Source organism: Streptomyces sp. NPDC015242 (assembly GCF_043079125.1).
Taxonomy (GTDB): domain Bacteria; phylum Actinomycetota; class Actinomycetes; order Streptomycetales; family Streptomycetaceae; genus Streptomyces.
On record NZ_JBIBUF010000001.1, the window covers coordinates 648821 to 667728 of the forward strand.

Annotated in this window: 19 protein-coding genes; 7 read left to right on the forward strand and 12 right to left on the reverse strand. The window is 73.3% G+C overall.

Features of this window, described 5'->3' with window-relative positions:
• Positions 1-14: 14 nt before the first annotated feature.
• Genes ACF07N_RS02940 through ACF07N_RS02950 form a run of 3 tightly spaced genes read right to left on the reverse strand, consistent with a single transcriptional unit; the run spans position 15 to position 3486 of the window.
• Positions 15-371 carry a UBP-type zinc finger domain-containing protein gene (locus tag ACF07N_RS02940; RefSeq protein ID WP_383336009.1) on the reverse strand — a complete coding sequence of 119 codons (357 nt, stop codon included), beginning with the start codon at positions 369-371 and terminating at the stop codon, positions 15-17.
• Positions 368-1813 carry an ATP-binding protein gene (locus ACF07N_RS02945; protein ID WP_392107557.1) on the reverse strand — a complete coding sequence of 482 codons (1446 nt, stop codon included), beginning with the start codon at positions 1811-1813 and terminating at the stop codon, positions 368-370. The genes ACF07N_RS02940 and ACF07N_RS02945 overlap by 4 nt, the downstream gene beginning before the upstream one ends.
• The gene (locus ACF07N_RS02950; RefSeq protein WP_383336011.1) at positions 1810-3486 is read right to left on the reverse strand and encodes an FAD-dependent oxidoreductase; all 1677 of its coding nucleotides are present in this window, start codon (positions 3484-3486) and stop codon (positions 1810-1812) included. Before ACF07N_RS02950 ends, ACF07N_RS02945 begins: the two co-directional genes overlap by 4 nt.
• 192 nt (positions 3487-3678) lie before the next feature.
• Here ACF07N_RS02950 and ACF07N_RS02955 point away from each other — a divergent pair, with 192 nt between their 5' ends.
• Positions 3679-4572 carry a universal stress protein gene (locus ACF07N_RS02955; protein ID WP_392107560.1) on the forward strand — a complete coding sequence of 298 codons (894 nt, stop codon included), beginning with the start codon at positions 3679-3681 and terminating at the stop codon, positions 4570-4572.
• Between the two features lies 1 nt (position 4573).
• Here ACF07N_RS02955 and ACF07N_RS02960 read toward each other — a convergent pair whose 3' ends face one another.
• From ACF07N_RS02960 to ACF07N_RS02970, 3 genes are all read right to left on the reverse strand, one after another.
• Positions 4574-5845 (reverse strand): DUF4032 domain-containing protein, encoded by a 1272-nt coding sequence (locus ACF07N_RS02960; protein ID WP_392107562.1) that lies wholly within the window; start codon positions 5843-5845, stop codon positions 4574-4576.
• 41 nt (positions 5846-5886) lie between these two features.
• A complete protein-coding gene (locus tag ACF07N_RS02965) occupies positions 5887-6633 on the reverse strand; it encodes an MBL fold metallo-hydrolase (protein WP_392107565.1) in 747 nt (248 codons plus the stop codon).
• A 129-nt stretch (positions 6634-6762) separates the two neighbouring features.
• Positions 6763-7386 carry an alpha-ketoglutarate-dependent dioxygenase AlkB family protein gene (locus ACF07N_RS02970; protein ID WP_383336015.1) on the reverse strand — a complete coding sequence of 208 codons (624 nt, stop codon included), beginning with the start codon at positions 7384-7386 and terminating at the stop codon, positions 6763-6765.
• A gap of 97 nt (positions 7387-7483) precedes the next feature.
• Between ACF07N_RS02970 and ACF07N_RS02975 the strand changes: the two genes are divergently transcribed.
• Both ACF07N_RS02975 and ACF07N_RS02980 read left to right on the forward strand, forming a co-directional pair.
• A complete protein-coding gene (locus ACF07N_RS02975; protein WP_392107568.1) occupies positions 7484-8149 on the forward strand; it encodes a TetR/AcrR family transcriptional regulator in 666 nt (221 codons plus the stop codon).
• 17 nt (positions 8150-8166) lie between these two features.
• Positions 8167-9840, forward strand: coding sequence for an FAD-binding dehydrogenase (locus tag ACF07N_RS02980; protein ID WP_392107571.1), 1674 nt, complete (start codon positions 8167-8169; stop codon positions 9838-9840).
• A gap of 39 nt (positions 9841-9879) precedes the next feature.
• Here ACF07N_RS02980 and ACF07N_RS02985 read toward each other — a convergent pair whose 3' ends face one another.
• A complete protein-coding gene (locus ACF07N_RS02985) occupies positions 9880-10230 on the reverse strand; it encodes a DUF488 domain-containing protein (RefSeq protein ID WP_392107574.1) in 351 nt (116 codons plus the stop codon).
• Between the two features lie 145 nt (positions 10231-10375).
• Here ACF07N_RS02985 and ACF07N_RS02990 point away from each other — a divergent pair, with 145 nt between their 5' ends.
• Positions 10376-10819 (forward strand): DUF6098 family protein, encoded by a 444-nt coding sequence (locus ACF07N_RS02990; RefSeq protein ID WP_392107577.1) that lies wholly within the window; start codon positions 10376-10378, stop codon positions 10817-10819.
• Between the two features lie 131 nt (positions 10820-10950).
• Here ACF07N_RS02990 and ACF07N_RS02995 read toward each other — a convergent pair whose 3' ends face one another.
• Together ACF07N_RS02995 and ACF07N_RS03000 are read right to left on the reverse strand one after the other, a co-directional pair.
• The gene (locus ACF07N_RS02995) at positions 10951-11202 is read right to left on the reverse strand and encodes a WhiB family transcriptional regulator (protein WP_383335709.1); all 252 of its coding nucleotides are present in this window, start codon (positions 11200-11202) and stop codon (positions 10951-10953) included.
• 113 nt (positions 11203-11315) lie between these two features.
• Positions 11316-12533, reverse strand: coding sequence for a saccharopine dehydrogenase family protein (locus ACF07N_RS03000; RefSeq protein WP_392107580.1), 1218 nt, complete (start codon positions 12531-12533; stop codon positions 11316-11318).
• 125 nt (positions 12534-12658) lie between these two features.
• Here ACF07N_RS03000 and ACF07N_RS03005 point away from each other — a divergent pair, with 125 nt between their 5' ends.
• Positions 12659-13405 carry a TetR/AcrR family transcriptional regulator gene (locus tag ACF07N_RS03005; RefSeq protein ID WP_392107582.1) on the forward strand — a complete coding sequence of 249 codons (747 nt, stop codon included), beginning with the start codon at positions 12659-12661 and terminating at the stop codon, positions 13403-13405.
• Here ACF07N_RS03005 and ACF07N_RS03010 read toward each other — a convergent pair.
• Complete coding sequence (locus tag ACF07N_RS03010) at positions 13371-14270, reverse strand: LysR family transcriptional regulator ArgP (RefSeq protein WP_392107585.1); 900 nt, start codon at positions 14268-14270, stop codon at positions 13371-13373. The genes ACF07N_RS03005 and ACF07N_RS03010 overlap by 35 nt on opposite strands.
• A 70-nt stretch (positions 14271-14340) precedes the next feature.
• Here ACF07N_RS03010 and ACF07N_RS03015 point away from each other — a divergent pair, with 70 nt between their 5' ends.
• The gene (locus tag ACF07N_RS03015) at positions 14341-14958 is read left to right on the forward strand and encodes a LysE/ArgO family amino acid transporter (RefSeq protein ID WP_392107588.1); all 618 of its coding nucleotides are present in this window, start codon (positions 14341-14343) and stop codon (positions 14956-14958) included.
• A gap of 83 nt (positions 14959-15041) precedes the next feature.
• Positions 15042-16331, forward strand: a complete 1290-nt coding sequence (locus ACF07N_RS03020; RefSeq protein ID WP_392107591.1) for an MFS transporter — start codon at positions 15042-15044, stop codon at positions 16329-16331.
• Positions 16332-16344: 13 nt separating this feature from the next.
• Here ACF07N_RS03020 and ACF07N_RS03025 read toward each other — a convergent pair whose 3' ends face one another.
• Positions 16345-16800, reverse strand: a complete 456-nt coding sequence (locus ACF07N_RS03025; RefSeq protein ID WP_392107594.1) for a cyclic nucleotide-binding domain-containing protein — start codon at positions 16798-16800, stop codon at positions 16345-16347.
• Positions 16801-17066: 266 nt separating this feature from the next.
• On the reverse strand, positions 17067-18548 hold the full coding sequence (locus tag ACF07N_RS03030) for an aminotransferase class I/II-fold pyridoxal phosphate-dependent enzyme (RefSeq protein ID WP_392107597.1): 1482 nt from the start codon (positions 18546-18548) through the stop codon (positions 17067-17069).
• Positions 18549-18908: the final 360 nt, after the last annotated feature.

An 18908-nucleotide genomic window follows, 5' to 3' on the forward strand; every position in this document is an offset into this window, starting at 1 on the left:
GGCTCAATCCCGGGCTAGCCGGCCCGCAGCACCTTGGCCCAGTCCGCCGGCACCCGCCCGGCGGGACCGGGAGCGGGCTGGTCCTCGGGATGGCTCACCGGCGCGGCCAGCTCCGGCCCGCCCTCGTACAGCTCGTTCGTCGCATAGCTCCAGAACCAGCTCTCGCCCGGCTCGTAGCTCTGCACGAACGGGTGCCCGGTCTCCCGGAAGTGCGCCGTCGCGTGCTTCGCCGGCGAGCTGTCGCAGCAGCCCACGTGCCCGCACTGCGCGCACCGCCGCAGGTGGAACCACCACCCGCCGTCCGCGTCGCACTCCGCGCACCCGCTGCCGCTCGGCGGGACACTCGGGTCGATCCCGTCCTGGCCACTCATTCCGACTCCTCCTCGGCCGCCGTCAGCGGCAGCAGCACCTGGAACCGGGTGTCTCCCGGCTCCGACTCCACCTGAATGCTCCCGTGGTGCTTGTTCACCACGATCCGCCAGGAGATGTCGAGCCCCAGCCCGGTCCCCTCGCCCACCGGCTTGGTGGTGAAGAACGGGTCGAAGATCCGCCCCCGGTCCTGCGCCGGGATGCCGACCCCCGTGTCCCGGAACTCCACCAGCAGCCGGTCGTGTTCCCGGGCCGTCCGCACGGTCAGCGTCCCTTCGCCGCCCGCGCTGTTCATCGCCGAGACCGCGTTGTCGATCAGGTTCGTCCACACCTGGTTGAGCTCCGCCGGGTACGCCGGGATCCTCGGCAGCGTGCGGTCGTAGTCCTTCACGACCTCGATCCGCCGGCCGATCTTGCCGGACAGCATCAGCAGCGTCGAGTCGAGGAGTTCGTGCACGTCGGCGTTCTGGAACGGCGCCCGGTCGAGCTGCGAGTACTGCTTCGCCGCGTCCACCAGGTGCGAGATGCGCGTGGTGGAGTCGCTGATCTCGTCCATCAGCAGCTCGGTCTCGACGGTGTAGCTGAGCCAGCCGATCGCGCTCGGCACGATCTCCTCGTCGACGGCGGCCGCGACCTGGTCGAGCCAGTCCACGTCCAGACCGGCCTGCACGAACGTGGGCGCGATCCGCCAGCCGTCCGGGATGCCGTGGTCGTCGAGCCAGTCGGCGAGCGCGTCCTCCCGGTCGGATGCCTCCAGCGGACTCAGCACGGGTGCCTTGGCGACGCGCTCGGCGGTGCGCTCCTGGATGTCGATGAGGTTCGCCATCACCTCCGGCGAGTACGAACCCTGCGCGATGACCGCCAGCTTGTGGCGCATCTTCCCGACCCGCTCGCGCAGCGTCGCGGTCGCCCGCACGGCCGCCGCGGCCGGGTTGTTCAGCTCGTGCGTGAGACCCGCGGACAACGAGCCGAGCGCCAGCAGCCGTTCCCGCTGCCCGATGGCCCGCTGGGTGTTCTTCGAACCGAAGAAGAGCCCCTCCAGCAGGTGCACCGCCATCGGGAACCACTCTTGCATGATCCGCGCGAACGTGTCGGCGGGCAGCACGAAGAAGCGCGTCGGCTCGGTCACGCGCATGGAGTTGTTGTAGACCTGCCGCACCCGGTCGCCGAGATAGGCCTGCATCGAGCCCGCGTACACCCCGCGCTGGGAGGTGCGGCTCACCTCCACATCGTCGCCGCCGACCCGGCGGTAGAGCACGACCGTGCCCTCCAGCATCACGTAGAAGCAGGTGGCGGGCTCGCCCTCGGTGTACACGGGGCCGGGCTCGAAGCGCTCGACGCGCCCCTCGGCGCACAACCGTCCGAGCTGCTCGGGCGTGAGCTTCTCGAACAGGAACAGCGACCCGATCTCCTCGGGGTTGCACGGCAGGCACACCCCGCTCACGACTGCTCCAGGTACCGGTGGACGAGCATGACGGCCATGGCTCCCTCTCCGACGGCGGACGCGACCCGCTTCGCGGATTCGGAGCGGGCGTCGCCCGCCACGAACACGCCGGGCACATTGGTCTCCAGGTGGTACGGCGGCCGGTCCAGCTCCCAGCCCTCGGGCGGGCGGCCGTCGGCGCTCAGATCGGGCCCGGCGAGGATGAAGCCGCGCTCGTCGCGCAGCACCGTGCCGTCCAGCCAGTCCGTCAGCGGGGCCGCGCCGATGAACACGAACACCCATTGCGCGTCGACCTGTTCGGTCTCGCCGGTGTCCACGTCCCGCAGGGTCAGCCGCTCCAGGTGCCCGTCGCCGTGCGCCTCCTCGACGACCGTGCGGGCGCGCACCCGGATGTTCGGGGACTCCTCGATCTGCTGGATCAGGTAGTGCGACATGGACGCCGTCAGCGACTCGCCGCGCACCAGCAGCGTCACGGACTTGGCGCTCCGGGACAGGTACATCGCGGCCTGGCCCGCCGAGTTGGCGCCGCCGACGATGTACACGTCCTGCCCCTGGCAGGCGGGCGCCTCCGTCAGGGCGGAGCCGTAGTAGACCCCGCAGCCGGTCAGGTCGTCGCAGCCGGGCGCCTGAAGCTGCCGGTAGCTCACACCGGTCGCCAGGATCACGCTGTGCGCGGCGACCGCCGACCCGTCCGAGAACCGCACGACGCGGGCGGCGCCGCTGACCTCCAGCGCCGTCACCTCGCGCGCGGTGAGGATCTCCGCGCCGAACTTCGCGGCCTGCCGCCGCGCCCGGTCGGTCAGCTGCGCCCCGGACACGCCGTCGGGGAAGCCCAGGTAGTTCTCGATGCGGGAGCTCTGCCCGGCCTGCCCGCCGGTCGCCGACCGCTCCACCAGCACGGTCCGCAGCCCCTCGGAGGCGCCGTACACGGCCGCGCCGAGCCCGGCCGGGCCGCCCCCGATCACGACCAGGTCGTAGAAGTCCGCGGTCGGGGTGGTCGCCAGGCCCACCCGGGCGGCGAGGTCGACGGCCTCCGGCTCGACCAGCGGCGTCCCGTCCGGGGTGATGACGACCGGCAGCCGCAGCCCGTCCGCGCCGGCCGCGGCCAGCAGCCGCCGCCCCTCCGGCTCGTCGGAGGAGTACCAGCGGTAGGGCACCTGGTTGCGGGCCAGGAACTCCCGCACGTCCGAGGAGCGCGCCGACCAGCGGTGCCCCACCACCTTCGTGGCGGGCACGGGCCGGAAGTCGCTGGACCGCCACGCCTGGAGCAGGTCGTCCAGGACCGGGTACAGCTTCTCCTCCGGCGGGTCCCAGGGCTTGAGCAGGTAGTGGTCGAGGTCGACGACGTTGATCGCGTCGATCGCCGCGTTCGTGTCCGCGTACGCGGTCAGCAGCACGCGCCGTGCGCCCGGGTAGACGTCCAGGGCCTGTTCGAGGAACTCGATGCCGTTCATCTGCGGCATCCGGTAGTCCGCGAGGATCACCGCGACGAGATCACCGCGCAGCTTCAGCTCCCGCAGCGCCTCCAGCGCGGACTCGCCGGACTCCGCCCGCACGATCCGGTACGACGCGCCGTACCGCCGCCTCAGGTCCCGCGCCACGGCCCGGGAGACCCCCGGATCGTCGTCCACGGTCATGATGACGGTCCGCGCCGTATCGGCGGCCTGTGCCATTGCATCCCCCACACCGGGCGGTCGACTCACGGCACGGCGCTCCGGGGCGCCGCGCCGACCTCCGCCCATCGTATGTTCGATCGCCGCGGAACGCCCGGATACGGAGATCACCTCCACCACGGCGCCCGACGTGCGCGGAGGTTGGGGGAGACTGATCACCCCCGCCCGTGACCCACACAAGGAGACAGCCGGATGACACGCCCGATCACCGCAGGAGTCGACGGAACGCAGGAGAGCCTCGCGGCGCTCGGCTGGGCGGCCCGCGAGGCGGTGCGGCGCGACCGGCCGCTGCGGGTGGTGCACGCCTGGTGGTTCGAGCCCCGGGAGGCCCTGGAGGCAGGCATCGAGGGGGACGCGGACAGCCAGGCCGAGTGGGTGCACAGCGCCGTCACCGAGGCCGTCACGACCGTCACCGGACGCCACCCCGACCTGGAGGTCACCACGGACGTGGTGGAGGGCCCGGTCGTCGACACCCTGATCGCCGCGGCCGCCGAGTCGGAGCTGCTGGTGCTCGGCTCGCGCGGGCACGGGCCGATCGTCGGCTTCCTGCTCGGCTCGGTCGGCCAGCAGGTCATCGCCGGGGCCACCCGGCCCGTGGTCCTGGTGCGGGCCGGCGACCAGCCCTCGGGCGAGGCCGCGGGGCGCGAGGTCGTCGTGGGCCAGCAGGGCGCCCCCGAGGACAGCGCCGACGCGCTCCGCTTCGCCTTCGAGACGGCTGCCGCGCGCGGAGCGACCGTGCGGGTGGTGCGGGCCTGGACGCTGCCGCCCGTGTTCGCCTACAGCCCCGGTTCGCTGAAGCTGCTCGACGAGGCCGGGGGCCTGGAGCCGTACGAGAAGAAGGCCCTGGCCGCCGCGGTCCGGCCCTGGCGGGAGCGGTTCCCCGAGGTGCCGGTGGAGGAGCACGTGGAGATGGGCAGCGCGGGCCAGGTCCTGCTGTCCGTCGCCGGGACGGCCCAGCTGATGATCGTCGGCCGCCGCGCCCACCGGACGGCGGTCGGCGCCCGGATCGGCTCGGTGGCCCACGGGGTGCTGCACCACGCGGACTGCCCGGTGGCGGTGGTGCCGCACGCCGCCCCGGCGCAGTAGGTCACTCGGCCGTCGGCTGCAGCGTCTTGCGCGCCTTCGGCAGGATGTTCCTGATGTAGTCCTCGACGGCCGTGTCGAGGCCGATGTCGTGCTGGGCCCGCTCGGACAGGTACCAGCGGTGTTCCAGGAGCTGGTGGTAGATCTCCGCCGGGTCCATGGAGCCGCGCAGTTCGGGCGGGACGGCCCGCACGGTCGGCCGGAACACCTCCCGCACCCAGCGGTGCGCGAGGACCTCGGGCCGGGCGCCGTGGGGGTCCCCCCTGTTCGAGCGAAGCCGAGAACTCGGGGGAGGGTCACCCGGGGCGTAGTCGTCCTGGGTGGCCATCCAGCTCTCCAGGTCGTTCAGCAGCCGCCGGGCCTGGTTCTCCTCGGTGTCGAGGCCGGTGAGCCGCAGCAGTTGCCGCTGGTGGTGGCCCGCGTCGACGACCTTGGGCACGAAGCTGACCGTGTCCCCGTGCGGGGCGTGCTCGATCTGCATCTCGGCGACGTCGAAGCCGAGTTCGTTCAGGCGCCGGATGCGCCGTTCTATGTAGTGGTGCTTGCCCGCCGGGTAGACGGACGTGCGGGTCAGCTCGTCCCACAGGCCGCGGTAGCGGGCGCAGATCTCCATGCCGAACTCGATCGGGTCCACCGACGGGTGCAGCGCCCCGGAGGCCTCCAGGTCCAGCAGCTCGCCGCTGATGTTCACGCGGGCCAGGTCGAGGTCGTACTCGCGCTGTCCCGGGCTCAGCCGCGGGTGCAGGTCACCGGTCTCGGCGTCCACCAGGTAGGCCGCGTAGGCGCCCGCGTCGCGGCGGAAGAGGGTGTTGGACAGGGAGCAGTCGCCCCAGGCGAACCCGGCCAGGTGCAGCCGCACCAGCAGCACGGCGAGCGCGTCCATCAGCCGGTGCATGGTGGCCGGGCGCATGGTCGTCTCGAACATGGAGCGGTACGGCATCGAGCCGCCCAGGTGCCGGGTGATCAGCACGCTCTCCAGCGGGGCGCCGTCCGCGTCGGTGCGGCCGGTGACCACGGCCAGCGGGTCGACCGCCGGGATGCCGAGCCGGTCCAGGTCGCGCAGCAGCTCGTACTCGCGCAGCGCGGGCCGTTCGGCCAGCTCCTTGACGGCGATCACCTCGTCCCCGGCGCGCGCGTAGCGCACGACGTGGCGGGAGATGCCGCGCGGCAGCGGGACCAGGTACTCCTCCGGCCAGTCCTCCAACGGCACGTCCCAGGGCAGTTCCAGCAGGAGCGCGGGGTGCTCCGGGTTGGTCGCGCTGATCTGCAGTGCCATGCGCCGGGTGTCCTTGTCTCGCCGCCGATCGTCGCCTCACTCTAAAGGGCGCGCTCCCGGGCCAGGAGTGCGGCTTCGCGCACCGGGCCGCGGTGCACCGGCCCGTGCCCCGGCAGCAGCAGCTCGCCCTCCAGACCGGCGAGGACGTCGAGCGAGGCCACCGCGCGCGGCCGTTCGTGGTGGAACATGCCGGGCAGCAGCTGCGGCCCCTCGATCCGCGAGGTGGCATGCCCGCTGACCAGGGCGTCGCCCGAGATCAGCGCGCCGATGCCCGGCAGGTGGTAGGCGCAGTGCCCGTCGGTGTGGCCCGGCGTGTGCACCGGCACGGGGCGGCCGGGCAGGTCCAGGGCGCCCGCCCGCGGGAACGGCTCGGGGGCCGTGACGGGGTGCTGCTGCGTGCCGCCGGACCGCAGCACGTGCGCCGTCCAGGACAGCACTCCGGGGCGCCAGGCGTTCCGCAGTACCGTTCCGACGGTCACCTGCTGCAGGAAGTCCCGTCGCGCGTGCGGCACTTCGGCCTCGTGCAGGTACACGGGCGCGCCGTGGGCGGACCGCAGGCACTCGGCGGAGCCGAGGTGGTCGTTGTGCGCGTGCGTGATCAGCACGGCCGTGACCGCCTCCGGGGCGCTGCCCACCTCCGCGAGGGAGGCGAGGAGCTGCTCCCGGTCGCCGGGGTAGCCGGTGTCGACCAGCGTGACGGCGTCGCCTTCCGTGAGGATGACCCAGTTGGTGTTCGAGCCGTGCACCAGGTAGGTGCCGTCCGCGACGTGCTGTACGCCTGCCCGCATGATCGCCCCGCGCCGTGTGTGGTCCCGCTCCCGCTCCCGACGGGAGAAGGAAAGCAGACCCGGTGCCGGACGGGAACGCCGGGTCCGTGCCGACGGGCCCGCGCGGCGGGGACACCGGCCGGCGGCGCGTCAGCGCACGCCGTGCGGGCGGAACTGGATGCTGATGCGCGGCCCGGTCGCGCGGCTGCTCTTGGGGATCGCGTGCTCCCAGGTGCGCTGGCACGATCCGCCCATCACGACGAGGTCGCCATGGCCCAGCGGCCGGCGCACGGTGTCCCGCCCGCCGCGCAGGGGCCGCAGCAGCAGGTCCCTGGGCGCTCCGACGGACAGGATGGCCACCATCGTGTTCTCGCGGGCGCCGCGCCCGATCCGGTCGCCGTGCCAGGCGACGCTGTCCCGGCCGTCGCGGTAGTAGCACAGGCCGGCCGTGGTGAACGGCTCGCCGAGCTCCTCGCCGTAGTGGGCGCTCAGCGCGTCCCGTGCCTCGGCCAGCACCGGGTGCGGCAGCGCCTCGCCCGCGCCGTAGAACGCCAGCAGCCGGGGGACGTCCACGACGTGGTCGTACATCTGACGCCGCTCCGCACGCCAGGGCACCTCGGCGGCGAGCTGTTCGAACAGCGTGTCGGCGCCGCTGAGCCACCCGGGCAGCACGTCGAGCCAGGCGCCGAAGCCGAGGTCGGTCCGGCGGATTCCGTCGAGCGGACCGAGGCGCAGCTCGTCGGTCTGGTCGAAGAGGGAGCCCTGGAGGTGCATGCCTGCAGCGTACCTCGCAATCGAAAAGATGTTCCATTCTTGGCGCGGGATCCCCGGTGCGCGGACCCTTCCGTGTGCGGCCTCTTCCGATACAGCGATGTATCGAATACGTTCCCGTATCGGAAGGAGGCCGACCGTGCAGGGAACCACCGGCCGCGTGACCCGGCGCCGGGTCCGCACCCGCGCCAACCTCCTGGAGGCCGCGTTCGCCGTCTTCGCGGCCAAGGGCTTCGGGCACGTCTCGATCGAGGAGATCTGCGAGGCCGCCGGCTACAGCAGGGGCGCCTTCTACTCGAACTTCTCCAGCCTCGACGAGCTGTTCTTCGCCCTCTACCGCGAACGGGCCGAGCTGATCGCCGAGCAGGTGTCCGGGGCCCTCGCCCTCGACGGGCCCGGACTGGACGTCCCGGCCGCCGTGGACCGGGTCACCGAGGTGCTGCTCCTCGACCGGGACTGGCTGCTGGTGAAGACGGACTTCCTCGTGCACGCCGCCCGCGATCCGGAGGTGGCCCGCACGCTGCTGGAACACCGCGCACGGCTGCGGGAGGCGATCGCCGACCGGCTCGCCCGCGCCCACACCGCGCTGCCCGCCGTCCTGGGCGGTGGCGAGGGTGCCGCCCACGCGGTCGTCGCGGCGTACGACGGCGTCACCACGCAACTGCTCCTGGACCGGGACGCCGACCACGCCCGGGCCTGGCTGAAGCAACTGCTCACGGCCCTGCTGACCGACGGCAGCGGCACCCCCGATCACGCGAAGCACTGAGGAAGGGAACGGTCGCCATGGATGCCGACGTCATCGTCGTCGGAGCGGGCCTCGCCGGCCTGGTCGCGGCACACGAACTGACCAGCAGGGGCAGGAAGGTCGCCCTCGTCGACCAGGAGAACGCCGCCAACCTCGGCGGCCAGGCCTTCTGGTCCTTCGGCGGGCTCTTCCTCGTCGGCTCGCCCGAACAGCGCCGCCTCGGCATCAAGGACTCCTTCGACCTGGCCTGGAGCGACTGGCGGGGCAGCGCCGGCTTCGACCGCCTCGACGACGAGGACTCCTGGGCCGTGCGCTGGGCCCGCGCCTACGTGGAGTGGGCGGCGGGGGAGAAGCGGTCCTGGCTCGACGGCCACGGCATCAGCTTCCTGCCCACCGTCGGCTGGGCCGAGCGCGGCGACCTCACCGCGCACGGGCACGGCAACACCGTGCCCCGCTTCCACATCGCCTGGGGCACGGGCACGGGCGTCGTCGAACCCTTCGTCCGCCACGCGCGGCAGGCCGCACGCGACGGCCTGCTCACCTTCCATCACCGCCACCGCGTCGACGCCCTCGTCGTCGAAGGCGGCACGGCGAAGGGCGTGCGCGGCACGGTCCTCGCGCCGGACACCGTGCCCCGTGGCGTCGCCTCCAACCGCGACGCGGCCGGGGAGTTCGAGCTGACCGCGCAGGCCGTCATCGTCACCAGCGGCGGCATCGGCGCGAACCACGACATCGTCCGCCGCCACTGGCCCGAGCGGCTCGGCACCCCGCCGAAGGAGATGGTCACCGGCGTACCCGCCTACGTCGACGGCCGGATGCTCGACATCAGCGCCGAGGCGGGCGTCCGGCTGGTCAACCGCGACCGCATGTGGCACTACACCGAGGGACTGCGCAACTGGGATCCCATCTGGCCCGGCCACGGGATCCGCATCCTGCCCGGCCCGTCCTCGCTCTGGTTCGACGCCCTCGGCCGCCGCCTGCCGTCCCCGTACCTGCCCGGCTACGACACCCTCGGCACCCTGAAGCACCTGCGCACCACCGAGGACATCGCCGGGTACGACCACTCCTGGTTCATCCTCACGCGCAAGATCATCGAGAAGGAGTTCGCGCTGTCGGGCTCCGAGCAGAACCCCGACATCACCGCCAAGGACCGCGCCGGGTTCCTCAAGGAACGCATCCTCGGCAAGGGCGCGCCCGCACCGGTGGACGCGTTCCTGCGCAAGGGCGCCGACTTCGTCACCGCGCCCGGTCTCGATCAGCTGGTGGAGAAGATGAACCAGCTCACCGGCGAGCCGCTGCTCGACGCCGCGGAGATCAGGCGCCAGATCGAGGCCCGTGACCTGCAGATGGCCAACCCCTACGCCAAGGACGCCCAGGTCCACGGCATCCGCAACGCCCGCCGCTACCTCGGCGACCGGCTCGGCAGGGTCGCCTCCCCGCACCGCATCCTCGACCCGGCTGCGGGCCCCCTGATCGCCGTCAAGCTGAACATCCTCACCCGCAAGACCCTCGGTGGCATCCAGACCGACCTGGACTCCCGGGCCCTGGGCACCGACGGCAAGCCGGTCGAGGGACTGTACGCGGCGGGGGAGGTCGCCGGGTTCGGCGGCGGCGGGGTGCACGGCTACAACGCCCTGGAGGGCACCTTCCTCGGCGGCTGCCTCTTCTCCGGGCGTGCCGCGGGCCGGGCGGCGGCCCGGCAGACCGCCTGAGCCACCTGCGGCGGCCCGTCTCCCGCGGCGCGCGGAGGCCTACCCTCCGAGGAGACGGGCCAGCACCGCGGCGTGGCTCTCCGCGGGTGTCTTCGACGCGGTCAGCAGGGTCACGTCACCCGCGCGGGCCAGCTCCCGCAGCCCCTCCAGGGCCTCGGCCGCCTCCGTGCCGGCCAGCTCCGCCTCGTACCGCCCGGCGAACTCCTCGTACGAGCCCTCGCCGGCGTGGTACCAGCGCCGCAGATCCGTCGAGGGGGTGAGGGCCTTGGGCCACCGGTCCACCCGTGCCGCGTCCTTCGCGAGACCGCGCGGCCACAGCCGGTCGACCAGGACCCGCTGCCCGTCCCGCCGTCCGGGCGGATCGTAGACGCGGCGCACGCGGACGCTCATGGGCGGGCCCTCTCGGCGGCGGACGGACGTGCCGCGAGCGTAACGCCGCAGGCAGCCGTCGGCGCGTCGTGCCGAAGGGCCGATTCCGCTCGCGCCGGGCGGGTACTCCGTCCGCCTGACCGCGCCACGGAAGGAGGTCTCGACAATGAGTGCACCGGACGACCTGCCGGTCGTGCGCACACTCGACGAACTCGCCGAGCTGGTCGAGGGAAACCAGGGCCTGTACGTGCGCTGGTCCCGCGGCCCGGGCACCGATCTCCGCGACGTGTCCAGCACGGACGATCTGACGGGCGTGTCCATGCCGGGCCTGTCCGCCAATTCGCTCGACGTCGAGGAGTGGTGGGAGCCCCGGCCCGTGCGCGTGTGGGTGGCGCGCCGCCTGTACGACTACGCCCACCTGCCGCACGAGAAGGGGCCCGGGGTCCGTCCCTGGGTGCTCGCGGGCAAGGAGTGCGCGCGCGGGCCCGACAACGAGCCCCTGGTCACCGATGTCCACCCGATGGGCTGGGTCGACCAGGAGGTCATCCACGAGGCGAAGGCGGAGGTGGCGCGGCAGGAGAAGCCCTGGGGAACGCTGCGGCGCGGCTGAAGGGCGGACGACAGCGCGGGGCCCGGACCGTTTCCCGGTCCGGGCCCCGCGCTGTCGTCCCCGCTTCACGCGGCCTGGGCGAGAGAGCGAGGGGCCGCCCGCGGCCCGTGCCGCGGGCGGCCCCCATCGGTTCAGCCCGAGCGGCGCCGGGCCGCGGCGCGCCGCTTCAGCGCACGCCGCTCGTCCTCGCTCGTCCCGCCCCACACACCGATGGACTGTCCTGTGTCCAGCGCCCACTCCAGGCACTGCTCCGTCACCGGGCAACGCCGGCACACCGCCTTGGCCTGCTGTGTCTGCATGAGGGCCGGGCCGGAGGTACCGATCGGGAAGAAGAGCTCGGGGTCCTCGTGCCGGCAGGCAGCGTGGTTTCGCCAGTTGTCCATCGAAGTCACCTGCATCGCGGTAGAAACGTGCTCTTTCGGAGGCTTGCTCCTCTTCGGGTCACCTGTCGATGCCGGGTGAAACAGCGCCTTCCCCGACCGCCGTTCACACCTGTTCACTGCTCGCGCATGCCCCAGGGGGAGCCGTAGGCCGTCAGCAGGTCGAGGAACGGCCGGGCCGGGAAGGCCTCCGGCCCGAGCACGCCCGCTCCGGACCAGGCGCCCGTGGCGAGGAGTTCGAGCGCGACGACCGGGTTGACGGCGGTCTGCCACACCACGGCCTGCGAGCCGTACTCCGCCATCGACCACTGGTTGTCGACCACGTGGTACAGGTACACCTCGCGCGGCCTGCCGTCCTTCACGCCGCGCACCCAGGTGCCGGCGCACGTCTTGCCGTGCATCCGCTCGCCCAGCGTCGCCGGGTCGGGCAGACACGCGGCGACCACGTCCCGGGGCGAGACCGCCACCGGGCCGTCCGGCCCCGGCACCGTCACCGGGTCGGTGCGGTCCAGGCCCAGCAGGTGCAGGGTCCGCAGCGTCTCGACGAACTTCCGGCCCAGCCCGTACTTGAAGGTGACCCGGCGCGCGTCGATCCAGCGGGGGACCAGTAGCACCTCCTCGTGCTCCACGTTCACGCACTCGACCTCCCCGATGCCCTCCGGGAAGTCGAACACCTCGGGCTCGCTGAACGGGGCGGTGGTGTACCAGCCCCGGCCGGACTCGTAGACGACCGGCGGGTTGAGGCACTCCTCGATGGTGGTCCAGATGCTGAACGAGGGCGCGAAGCCGTAGCCGTCGACGGTCAGGTTCGCGCCGTCGCGGACGCCGATCTCCTCGATCTCGTCGAAGAGTTCGTCGGCGGCGTGGCGGGCGAACACGTCCGACAGTCCCGGCTCCACGCCCATGCCGACCAGCGCCAGCAGTCCCTCCCTCTCCCACTCCGCCGCCTGCGCGAACTGCTCGTCTCCGAGCTTGACCCCGCACTCCTCGTAGGGCCGCTCCGGGTGCGGCCGGGACAGCGACATCGCCATGTCCGCGTAGGTCGCGCCCGCCGTGCGGGCCGCGCGGAACAGCGGCATCACGAAGCGCGGGTCGGTGGCGTTGAGGAGGACGTCGCAGCGGTGCTCGGCCAGCAGACGGACCACGGCCGCCTCGTCGCCCGCGTCCACCCGCTCCGCGGTGAACCGCGGGTCGCCGCCCAGGGCCGCGACCGCCGCCCGGGCCCGCTCCGGGTCGTGATCGGCCACCACCATCGCCTCGAAGAACGTCCGCCGGGCCGCGATCCGGGTGATCGCGCCGCCCACGCCGCCGGCACCCACGAGCAGTACACGCATGTCAGAAACTCCCTCTGTGCGAAGAACGTGGCGCGCCCTCGGGGAGATACAACGCGGCCCGGCGACATAAGGTCAATGGCGTTGGCATAAGACCGCACCGCACCCGACCGAGGAGGGATCCCGACGTGCCCAAGCCCGTGGTGCCCGAGGAGAAGCGCCGCCGGCGCAGGCCGACCAAGCGCGGCACGGTGCTGTCCGAGGAGCTGATCGTCCGGACGGCGCTGCGCCTGCTGCGCGAGCACGGCAGCGCGGGCCTGACCGCCCGCCGCCTCGGCCTCGCCCTGGACGCCGACCCGAGCACGCTCTACCGGTACTTCCGCGGCATGGACGACCTGACGCTCGCCATCGGCGACGCGCTCATCGGCCGGGCGCTCGACGGCTGGCGGCGCACGGGCCGGTGGCGGGCGGACCTGCGGGCCTTCGGGCTGGCCGTGCACGCCGCGTACGTCGGGCATCCGCAGGCGGCGGTGCTCACCGCGAGCCGGGTCTCGGGCCGGGCCAACGAGCTGGCGGCCGACGAGGCGGTCCTGGACGTCCTGCGCACGGCGGGCTTCCCGCTGCCGGAGGCGGTAGGGGTGTACCACGCCTTCATCGACACCACGCTGGGCTTCGCCGCCCTGGACGCCGCCGCGCTGGCCCTGCCCCGCGAGTCGCTCCGCGCCGACGAGGACATGTGGCGCTCGACCTACGCCCGGCTGCCCGCCGCGACCCATCCCCGCATCGCCGAGGCGGCCCCCCTGCTCGCCACTCGGATGGTCACCAGCGCCTACCCGACGGCCCTGGAGATGCTGCTGGACAGCGCCGAGGCCCGGCTGGCGTCCGTGCGGGGCACGGCCGTCAGGGACGCAGGGCCGCCGCAGCGGTCGCCGTGACCGTTTCCGCCACCCGGGCCAGGGCCGGTGAGTCGAGTTTCCACTGCTGCCAGTACAGCGGCACGTCCACCGCGCGGTCCGGGGCGATGCCGACGAGCCGGCCGGCGCGCAGCAGGGGGTCCGCCTGGGCCTCGGGGACCAGGCCCCAGCCCAGCCCGGCGGCGACCGCCTCGACGAAGCCCTCCGACGTCGGCACGTAGTGGCGCAGCGCGCTCGCCCCGCTCCGCCCCCGGGTCAGCCGCCGCACGAAGCCGTCCTGGAAGTCGTCCCGCCGGTCGAACACCACCACGGGAACCTCCGGCAGCGTCTCGGCCGGCGGACCGGCCAGCCGGCGCGCGGCGAAGCCCGGCGCGGCGACGGGCAGGTACCGCATCCGCCCGAGCGCGCGCACGGAGCAGCCCGGCACCGGATCCGGCGACGACGTCACCGCCGCCATCACGGCGCCCTCCCGCAGCAGCGCCGCCGTGTGGTCCTCGTCCTCGCGGCGCAGCTCGAAGTACAGCCGCGCTTCCGGCGGGACCCGGGAGAGCACCGGCAGGAACCAGGTGGCCAGCGAGTCCGCGTTCACGGCCACCGACACCCGGGTCGGCTCACCGGTGCCGCTCAGCCCGAGCTCGGCGTACGCGTCCCGTTCCAGCCGTGCCACCTGCCGGGCCAGCCGCACGAGCACCTCACCGGACTCGGTCGGCCGGACCGGCTTGGTCCGCAGCAGCACGACCCGCCCCGTGCGCTGCTCCAGCGCCTTCACGCGCTGGCTGATCGCCGACGGCGTCACGTGCAGCGCGGCCGCCGCCGCGTCGAACGTCCCCTCGTCCACGACCGCCAGCAGCGTCCGCAGCTGGTCCAGCGGGAGATCGGGCATCATCACAGCGGCTAATGATACGTAAGAATCTTTAGCTGGACCGTGCCACGGGCCCGTCCGTAGCGTCGACGCCATGACCAGCACCCTCACCGCCGGCGCGGCCGGTTTCGGCACCGGCCTGTCCCTCATCGTCGCCATCGGCGCCCAGAACGCCTTCGTCCTGCGCCAGGGCGTTCGCCGGCAGGCCGTCCTCGCCGTCGTCGCCATCTGCGCGCTGTCGGACGCGCTGCTGATCGCGCTCGGCGTCGGCGGGGTCGGCGCGGTGGTGGTGACCTGGCCGGGCGCGCTCACGGCGGTCGGCTGGATCGGCGGCGCCTTCCTGCTGGCCTACGGCGCGCTCGCGGCCCGGCGGGTGTTCCGGGCGGACGGCGGCGCGCTGCGCACGGAGGGGGAGGCGGCCGGGTCGGTGCGCCGGGCCGTGCTCCCCTGCCTGGCGATGACATGGCTCAACCCGCACGTCTACCTCGACACCGTCTTCCTGCTGGGCTCCGTCGCCGCCGACCACGGCCCGCTGCGCTGGACGTTCGGCCTCGGCGCCGTGCTGGCCAGCCTGTGCTGGTTCACCGCGCTCGGATTCGGTGCCCGGCTGCTCGGCCGGTTCCTCGCCAGGCCCGCCGCCTGGCGCGTCCTGGACGGCCTGGTGGCCGCCACCATGATCGTGCTCGGTGTCCTGCTCATCGCCGGAAGCTGACCTCGGCGGCCGGTCGTGCGGCCGCCGGTGCGATAGTGATCCCGCCCGGAAAGATGTAGTGAGCATCGAGAAAGCGACGGCGCGTGGACACGAGTGAGAACACGACCGGACGGCGGGAGCGCGAGCCGGAGGCGCCCCGGCGCGGCTGGCGCCGCTGGGCCATGGACACCCGTCCGCTGCGCCGCCCGGCCTACCGGCGGCTGTGGGGCTCGACCGTCGTCACCGCCGTCGGCAGCCAGCTCACCGCCGTCGCCGTGCCCAAGCAGATCTACGACATCACGGGCTCCTCGGCCTGGGTGGGCGCCGCGAGCCTGGCGGGCCTGGTGCCGCTGATCGTGTTCGCCCTGTGGGGAGGGGCGATCGCCGACACCATGGACCGGCGCAAGCTGCTGCTGATCACCAACACCGGCATCGCGGTCACCTCGCTGCTGTTCTGGGTCCAGGCCTTCGCCGGCCTGGAGTCCGTGGCCGTCCTCATGCTGCTGCTCGCGCTGCAGCAGGCCTTCTGGGGCCTGAACGCACCGGCCCGCAGCGCCTCCATCGCCCGTCTGGTCCCCGAGGACGAACTGCCCGCCGCCAACGCGCTGGGCTCCACGGTCATGCAGACCGGTCAGGTGGCCGGGCCCCTGCTCGCCGGGGCCCTCATCCCGGTCGTCGGACTGCCGGAGCTGTACCTCGTCGACGCCCTGGCGCTGTGCGTCACGGTGTGGGCCGTGTACCGGCTGCCGTCGCTGCCGCCCCTGACCGGCGCCACCGCACGTCGCGCGGGCGTGAAGGAGATCGCGGCCGGCTTCCGCTACATCCGGGGACACACCGTGCTGCTGCTGTCCTTCCTCGCCGACATCGTCGCCATGGTCCTCGGTATGCCCCGGGCCCTGTTCCCGCAGCTCGCCGCCCAGACCTACGCGCCGTACGGCGAAGGGCTCGCGCTGGGGCTGCTGTTCGCGGCGATCCCCATCGGAGCGGTGCTGGGCGGGCTGTTCTCGGGCACCTTCTCCCGGGCCCGGCGACACGGCTGGATGGTCATCGGCGCGGTCGTGGTGTGGGGCGCGGCCATCACCGGCTTCGGCCTGAGCTCCAGCCTGTGGCTCGGGGTGGCGTTCCTGGCCGTCGCCGGCGTGGCCGACATGGTGTCCATGGTCTTCCGCGGCGCGATCCTGCTGTCCGCCGCCACCGACGAGATGCGCGGGCGCATGCAGGGCGTCTTCACCGTCGTCGTGGCGGGCGGCCCGCGCCTGGCCGACGTGCTGCACGGCACCGCGGGCTCCGCCTTCGGTCCGCGCACCGCCGTCGCGGGCGGCGGGCTGCTGGTCGTCGCCGTGATGCTGGTCCTCGCCGCCGCGGTACCGGCCCTGCGCCGCTACCGCGTCTGACCGGCCGGGGGCCTCACAGCGCCCCACGCCGGTGCAGCGTGTACTGCTCCATCAACTTGCCGCGGGTCATCTCCAGCCGGTGGGCGAGCACCTCGGCGACGTTGCGCACGAGCGTCAGCCCGAGCTGCGGGTCCTGCTGGCACAGGTCCAGCACCGCCCTCGCGTCGAACTCGTAGGCCCGCACCGGGCTGAACGCCACCGCGCCGAAGTCCCAGGTGTACGGCGGGAACAGCCAGGACCAGCCCAGCAGGTCGCCCGCGCCGAGGCTGGCCACGGTGACCCGCTGCAGGGAGTTGACCTGCTGGTCCAGGGAGACGGCGCCCGAGCGGATGACCCAGAAGCGGTCGGCCGGGCCGTCCGCCTCGAAGATCCGGGTGTCCTCGGGGAAGGACACCTCCCTGGCGAGCGCCATCAGGCGCTGCCGCTGGGGCGGAGGCAGGGCGGTCAGGAGTTTGATCGCTTTGGTCATGCGGAGCTCCTCGCCGGGCGGTCGACTGCGGTGCTGTCCCTACGCCCATTTCAGCCGCTGGCGGGGCCGTGGGCACCTCGGCGTACGAGACTTCCTCACCGGCGCCGTCCGGGCAGGAAAAAGCCCTGGCTGGACGGGGGAAACCAGCCAGGGCCGTAAGCGGTGGCGCACGAAGGACAGGGGGTCGACTCCGTCACCACGTATGTGTGAACCGTAAACCATTCCGGCGGCTCACGTGTACCCCGAAGCGGGTCACGTGACCGGTTTCACTTTCCGGCGCCCTCGGTGACGACCCGGACCGTCTCCAGGCCGGGATCCGTCGGGTCGGGCAAGTGCATGCCCGCCTCCAGCCCGGTCCGCAGGTACGCCAGCACCGGCTCGGTGAGGAGTTCGCCCGGCAGGACCGCCGGGATGCCCGGGGGATAGGGCGTGATCATCTCCGCCGCGACCCGCCCGGCCGCCTCGGACACGGGGACGTCCTCGGCCGGGCCGAAGAACGCGTCGCGCGGCAGCACCGCCTGCTCCATCCGCAGCTCGGCGGGCGAAGGCACCTCCGTGCGCGGAGCCTCCGGCAGGTCCCGGGCGGCCCGGGCGAGATCGCGCAGGGCCGACAGCAGCTCGCCGGTCGTCTCCCGGTCGTCGCCGTGAGTGATCTGGGCGCCGATACGGCGGTGGTCCACCAGATGCGCGTCGATCTGCCGGTGCTCGCGCAGCCAGTCCGCCGCCTGGTAGCCGGAGATGCCGAGTTCGGTGAGGTCGATGACGCCGGGCAGCGGATCGAAGTCGTCGGACAGGTCAGGGCCGCAGAAGTCGCCGCGGTCGTTGACGTGCATCCCGCCGATCTCCTCGATCGCGGCGCGCACCTCCGCCGCCAGGTCCAGGGCGCCGCCCATCAGCTCCTCGCCGTGCAGCGCCATCTGCCGGCGCCAGCCGTCCAGACCCGCGAAGATCAGCACCGACGGACTGGTGGTGCCCAGCAGGTCCGCGCGCATGCCGAGCAGGGCCGGCGGCACCAGGTCGCCCTGGAGGTGGAAGACGGAACCCTGCTCCAGGCCGCTGCCCATCTTGTGGATGCTGGTCACGCAGATGTCCGCGCCCGCGTCCATCGCCCAGGACGGCAGGTCCGGATGGAACGGCAGATGCGCCCCCCAGGCCTCGTCGACGATCAGCGGGCGTGAGCGCCGGTGGCAGACCTCGGCGATCGCCCGCAGGTCGGCGCAGCCGCCGTACGGGGTCGGGCTGGTGACCAGCGCGCCGCGGGCGTCCGGGTGGGCCTCGAAGGCCTGGTCGAACTCCTCGGCCGACGGCGGGTGCGCGAGGTGCCGCTCGGCGTCCCAGCGGGGTTCGACCCAGACCGGTTCGATACCGGAGATGATCAGGCCCGACACCACGGACTTGTGGGCGTCCCGCCCGACCAGCAGCTTCTCGTGCGGGCCCGCCACCGACAGCATGGCGGCCTTCACCGACAGGGAACTGCCGCACGTGCTGAAGAACGTGTGGTCGGCGTGGACCGCGTCGGCCATCAGCTCCTGCGCCCGCTGCAGCACCTGCCCCCGGGTGAGCCGGTCGTCCAGACCGCCGGTGGCCAGCACGTCCCCGAGGTACACCGCGTCCCCGAGGATCTCGCGAGCCTCCGGATCGGCACCGCGGGCCTGCTTGTGCCCCGGCGGCGTGAAGGAGAGATGCCCCTTGCGGCGGTACGCGTCCAGGGCTTCCAGAACGGGCGCACGGGTGTGGTCGACTGTCATGCGCACCGGGTTCCCGGGCCGGGGACGAACAATCCGTGGGCGGCTGTCCCACGGATCCCTTGCGTCCGGATCCGCGGCACGGGAGGCCCGGTCATGCCGGGCGGTGCCGCACCCGCCCACCCGGCCCGAAGCCCGCGGCCGTGCGGGCCGCCGTCGGAGATGAGTCCGGCAGCGGAGCGAGCGGCCTGGAGTTCTGGTCTCGCGGCCAGCGGCCGGTCCGAGTGGCCGCGTTCGCGGTCCAGCGGGCGGCGGCGCCACGCGCCCGGCCTCGCTGCGCCGGCGGACCGCGCGGATACCTGGGTCCGCGAACCGAGCGGTCGGCGCGAGTACTCGGATCCGGTCGAGCGGCCGCCCGCAGCT

Bases quoted from the DNA above. Each gene is read 5' to 3' on its own strand.
- ACF07N_RS03030 (WP_392107597.1), bottom strand. From the start codon at position 18,548: ATGACAGTCGACCACACCCGTGCGCCCGTTCTGGAAGCCCTGGACGCG.
- ACF07N_RS03010 (WP_392107585.1), bottom strand. From the start codon at position 14,270: ATGATGCCCGATCTCCCGCTGGACCAGCTGCGGACGCTGCTGGCGGTC.
- ACF07N_RS02995 (WP_383335709.1), bottom strand. From the start codon at position 11,202: ATGGACAACTGGCGAAACCACGCTGCCTGCCGGCACGAGGACCCCGAG.
- ACF07N_RS02975 (WP_392107568.1), top strand. From the start codon at position 7,484: ATGTATCGAATACGTTCCCGTATCGGAAGGAGGCCGACCGTGCAGGGA.
- ACF07N_RS02970 (WP_383336015.1), bottom strand. From the start codon at position 7,386: ATGCACCTCCAGGGCTCCCTCTTCGACCAGACCGACGAGCTGCGCCTC.
- ACF07N_RS02980 (WP_392107571.1), top strand. From the start codon at position 8,167: ATGGATGCCGACGTCATCGTCGTCGGAGCGGGCCTCGCCGGCCTGGTC.
- ACF07N_RS02990 (WP_392107577.1), top strand. From the start codon at position 10,376: ATGAGTGCACCGGACGACCTGCCGGTCGTGCGCACACTCGACGAACTC.
- ACF07N_RS02960 (WP_392107562.1), bottom strand. From the start codon at position 5,845: ATGGCACTGCAGATCAGCGCGACCAACCCGGAGCACCCCGCGCTCCTG.
- ACF07N_RS02965 (WP_392107565.1), bottom strand. From the start codon at position 6,633: ATGCGGGCAGGCGTACAGCACGTCGCGGACGGCACCTACCTGGTGCAC.
- ACF07N_RS03015 (WP_392107588.1), top strand. From the start codon at position 14,341: ATGACCAGCACCCTCACCGCCGGCGCGGCCGGTTTCGGCACCGGCCTG.
- ACF07N_RS02950 (WP_383336011.1), bottom strand. From the start codon at position 3,486: ATGGCACAGGCCGCCGATACGGCGCGGACCGTCATCATGACCGTGGAC.
- ACF07N_RS02955 (WP_392107560.1), top strand. From the start codon at position 3,679: ATGACACGCCCGATCACCGCAGGAGTCGACGGAACGCAGGAGAGCCTC.
- ACF07N_RS03025 (WP_392107594.1), bottom strand. From the start codon at position 16,800: ATGACCAAAGCGATCAAACTCCTGACCGCCCTGCCTCCGCCCCAGCGG.
- ACF07N_RS03000 (WP_392107580.1), bottom strand. From the start codon at position 12,533: ATGCGTGTACTGCTCGTGGGTGCCGGCGGCGTGGGCGGCGCGATCACC.
- ACF07N_RS02940 (WP_383336009.1), bottom strand. From the start codon at position 371: ATGAGTGGCCAGGACGGGATCGACCCGAGTGTCCCGCCGAGCGGCAGC.
- ACF07N_RS02985 (WP_392107574.1), bottom strand. From the start codon at position 10,230: ATGAGCGTCCGCGTGCGCCGCGTCTACGATCCGCCCGGACGGCGGGAC.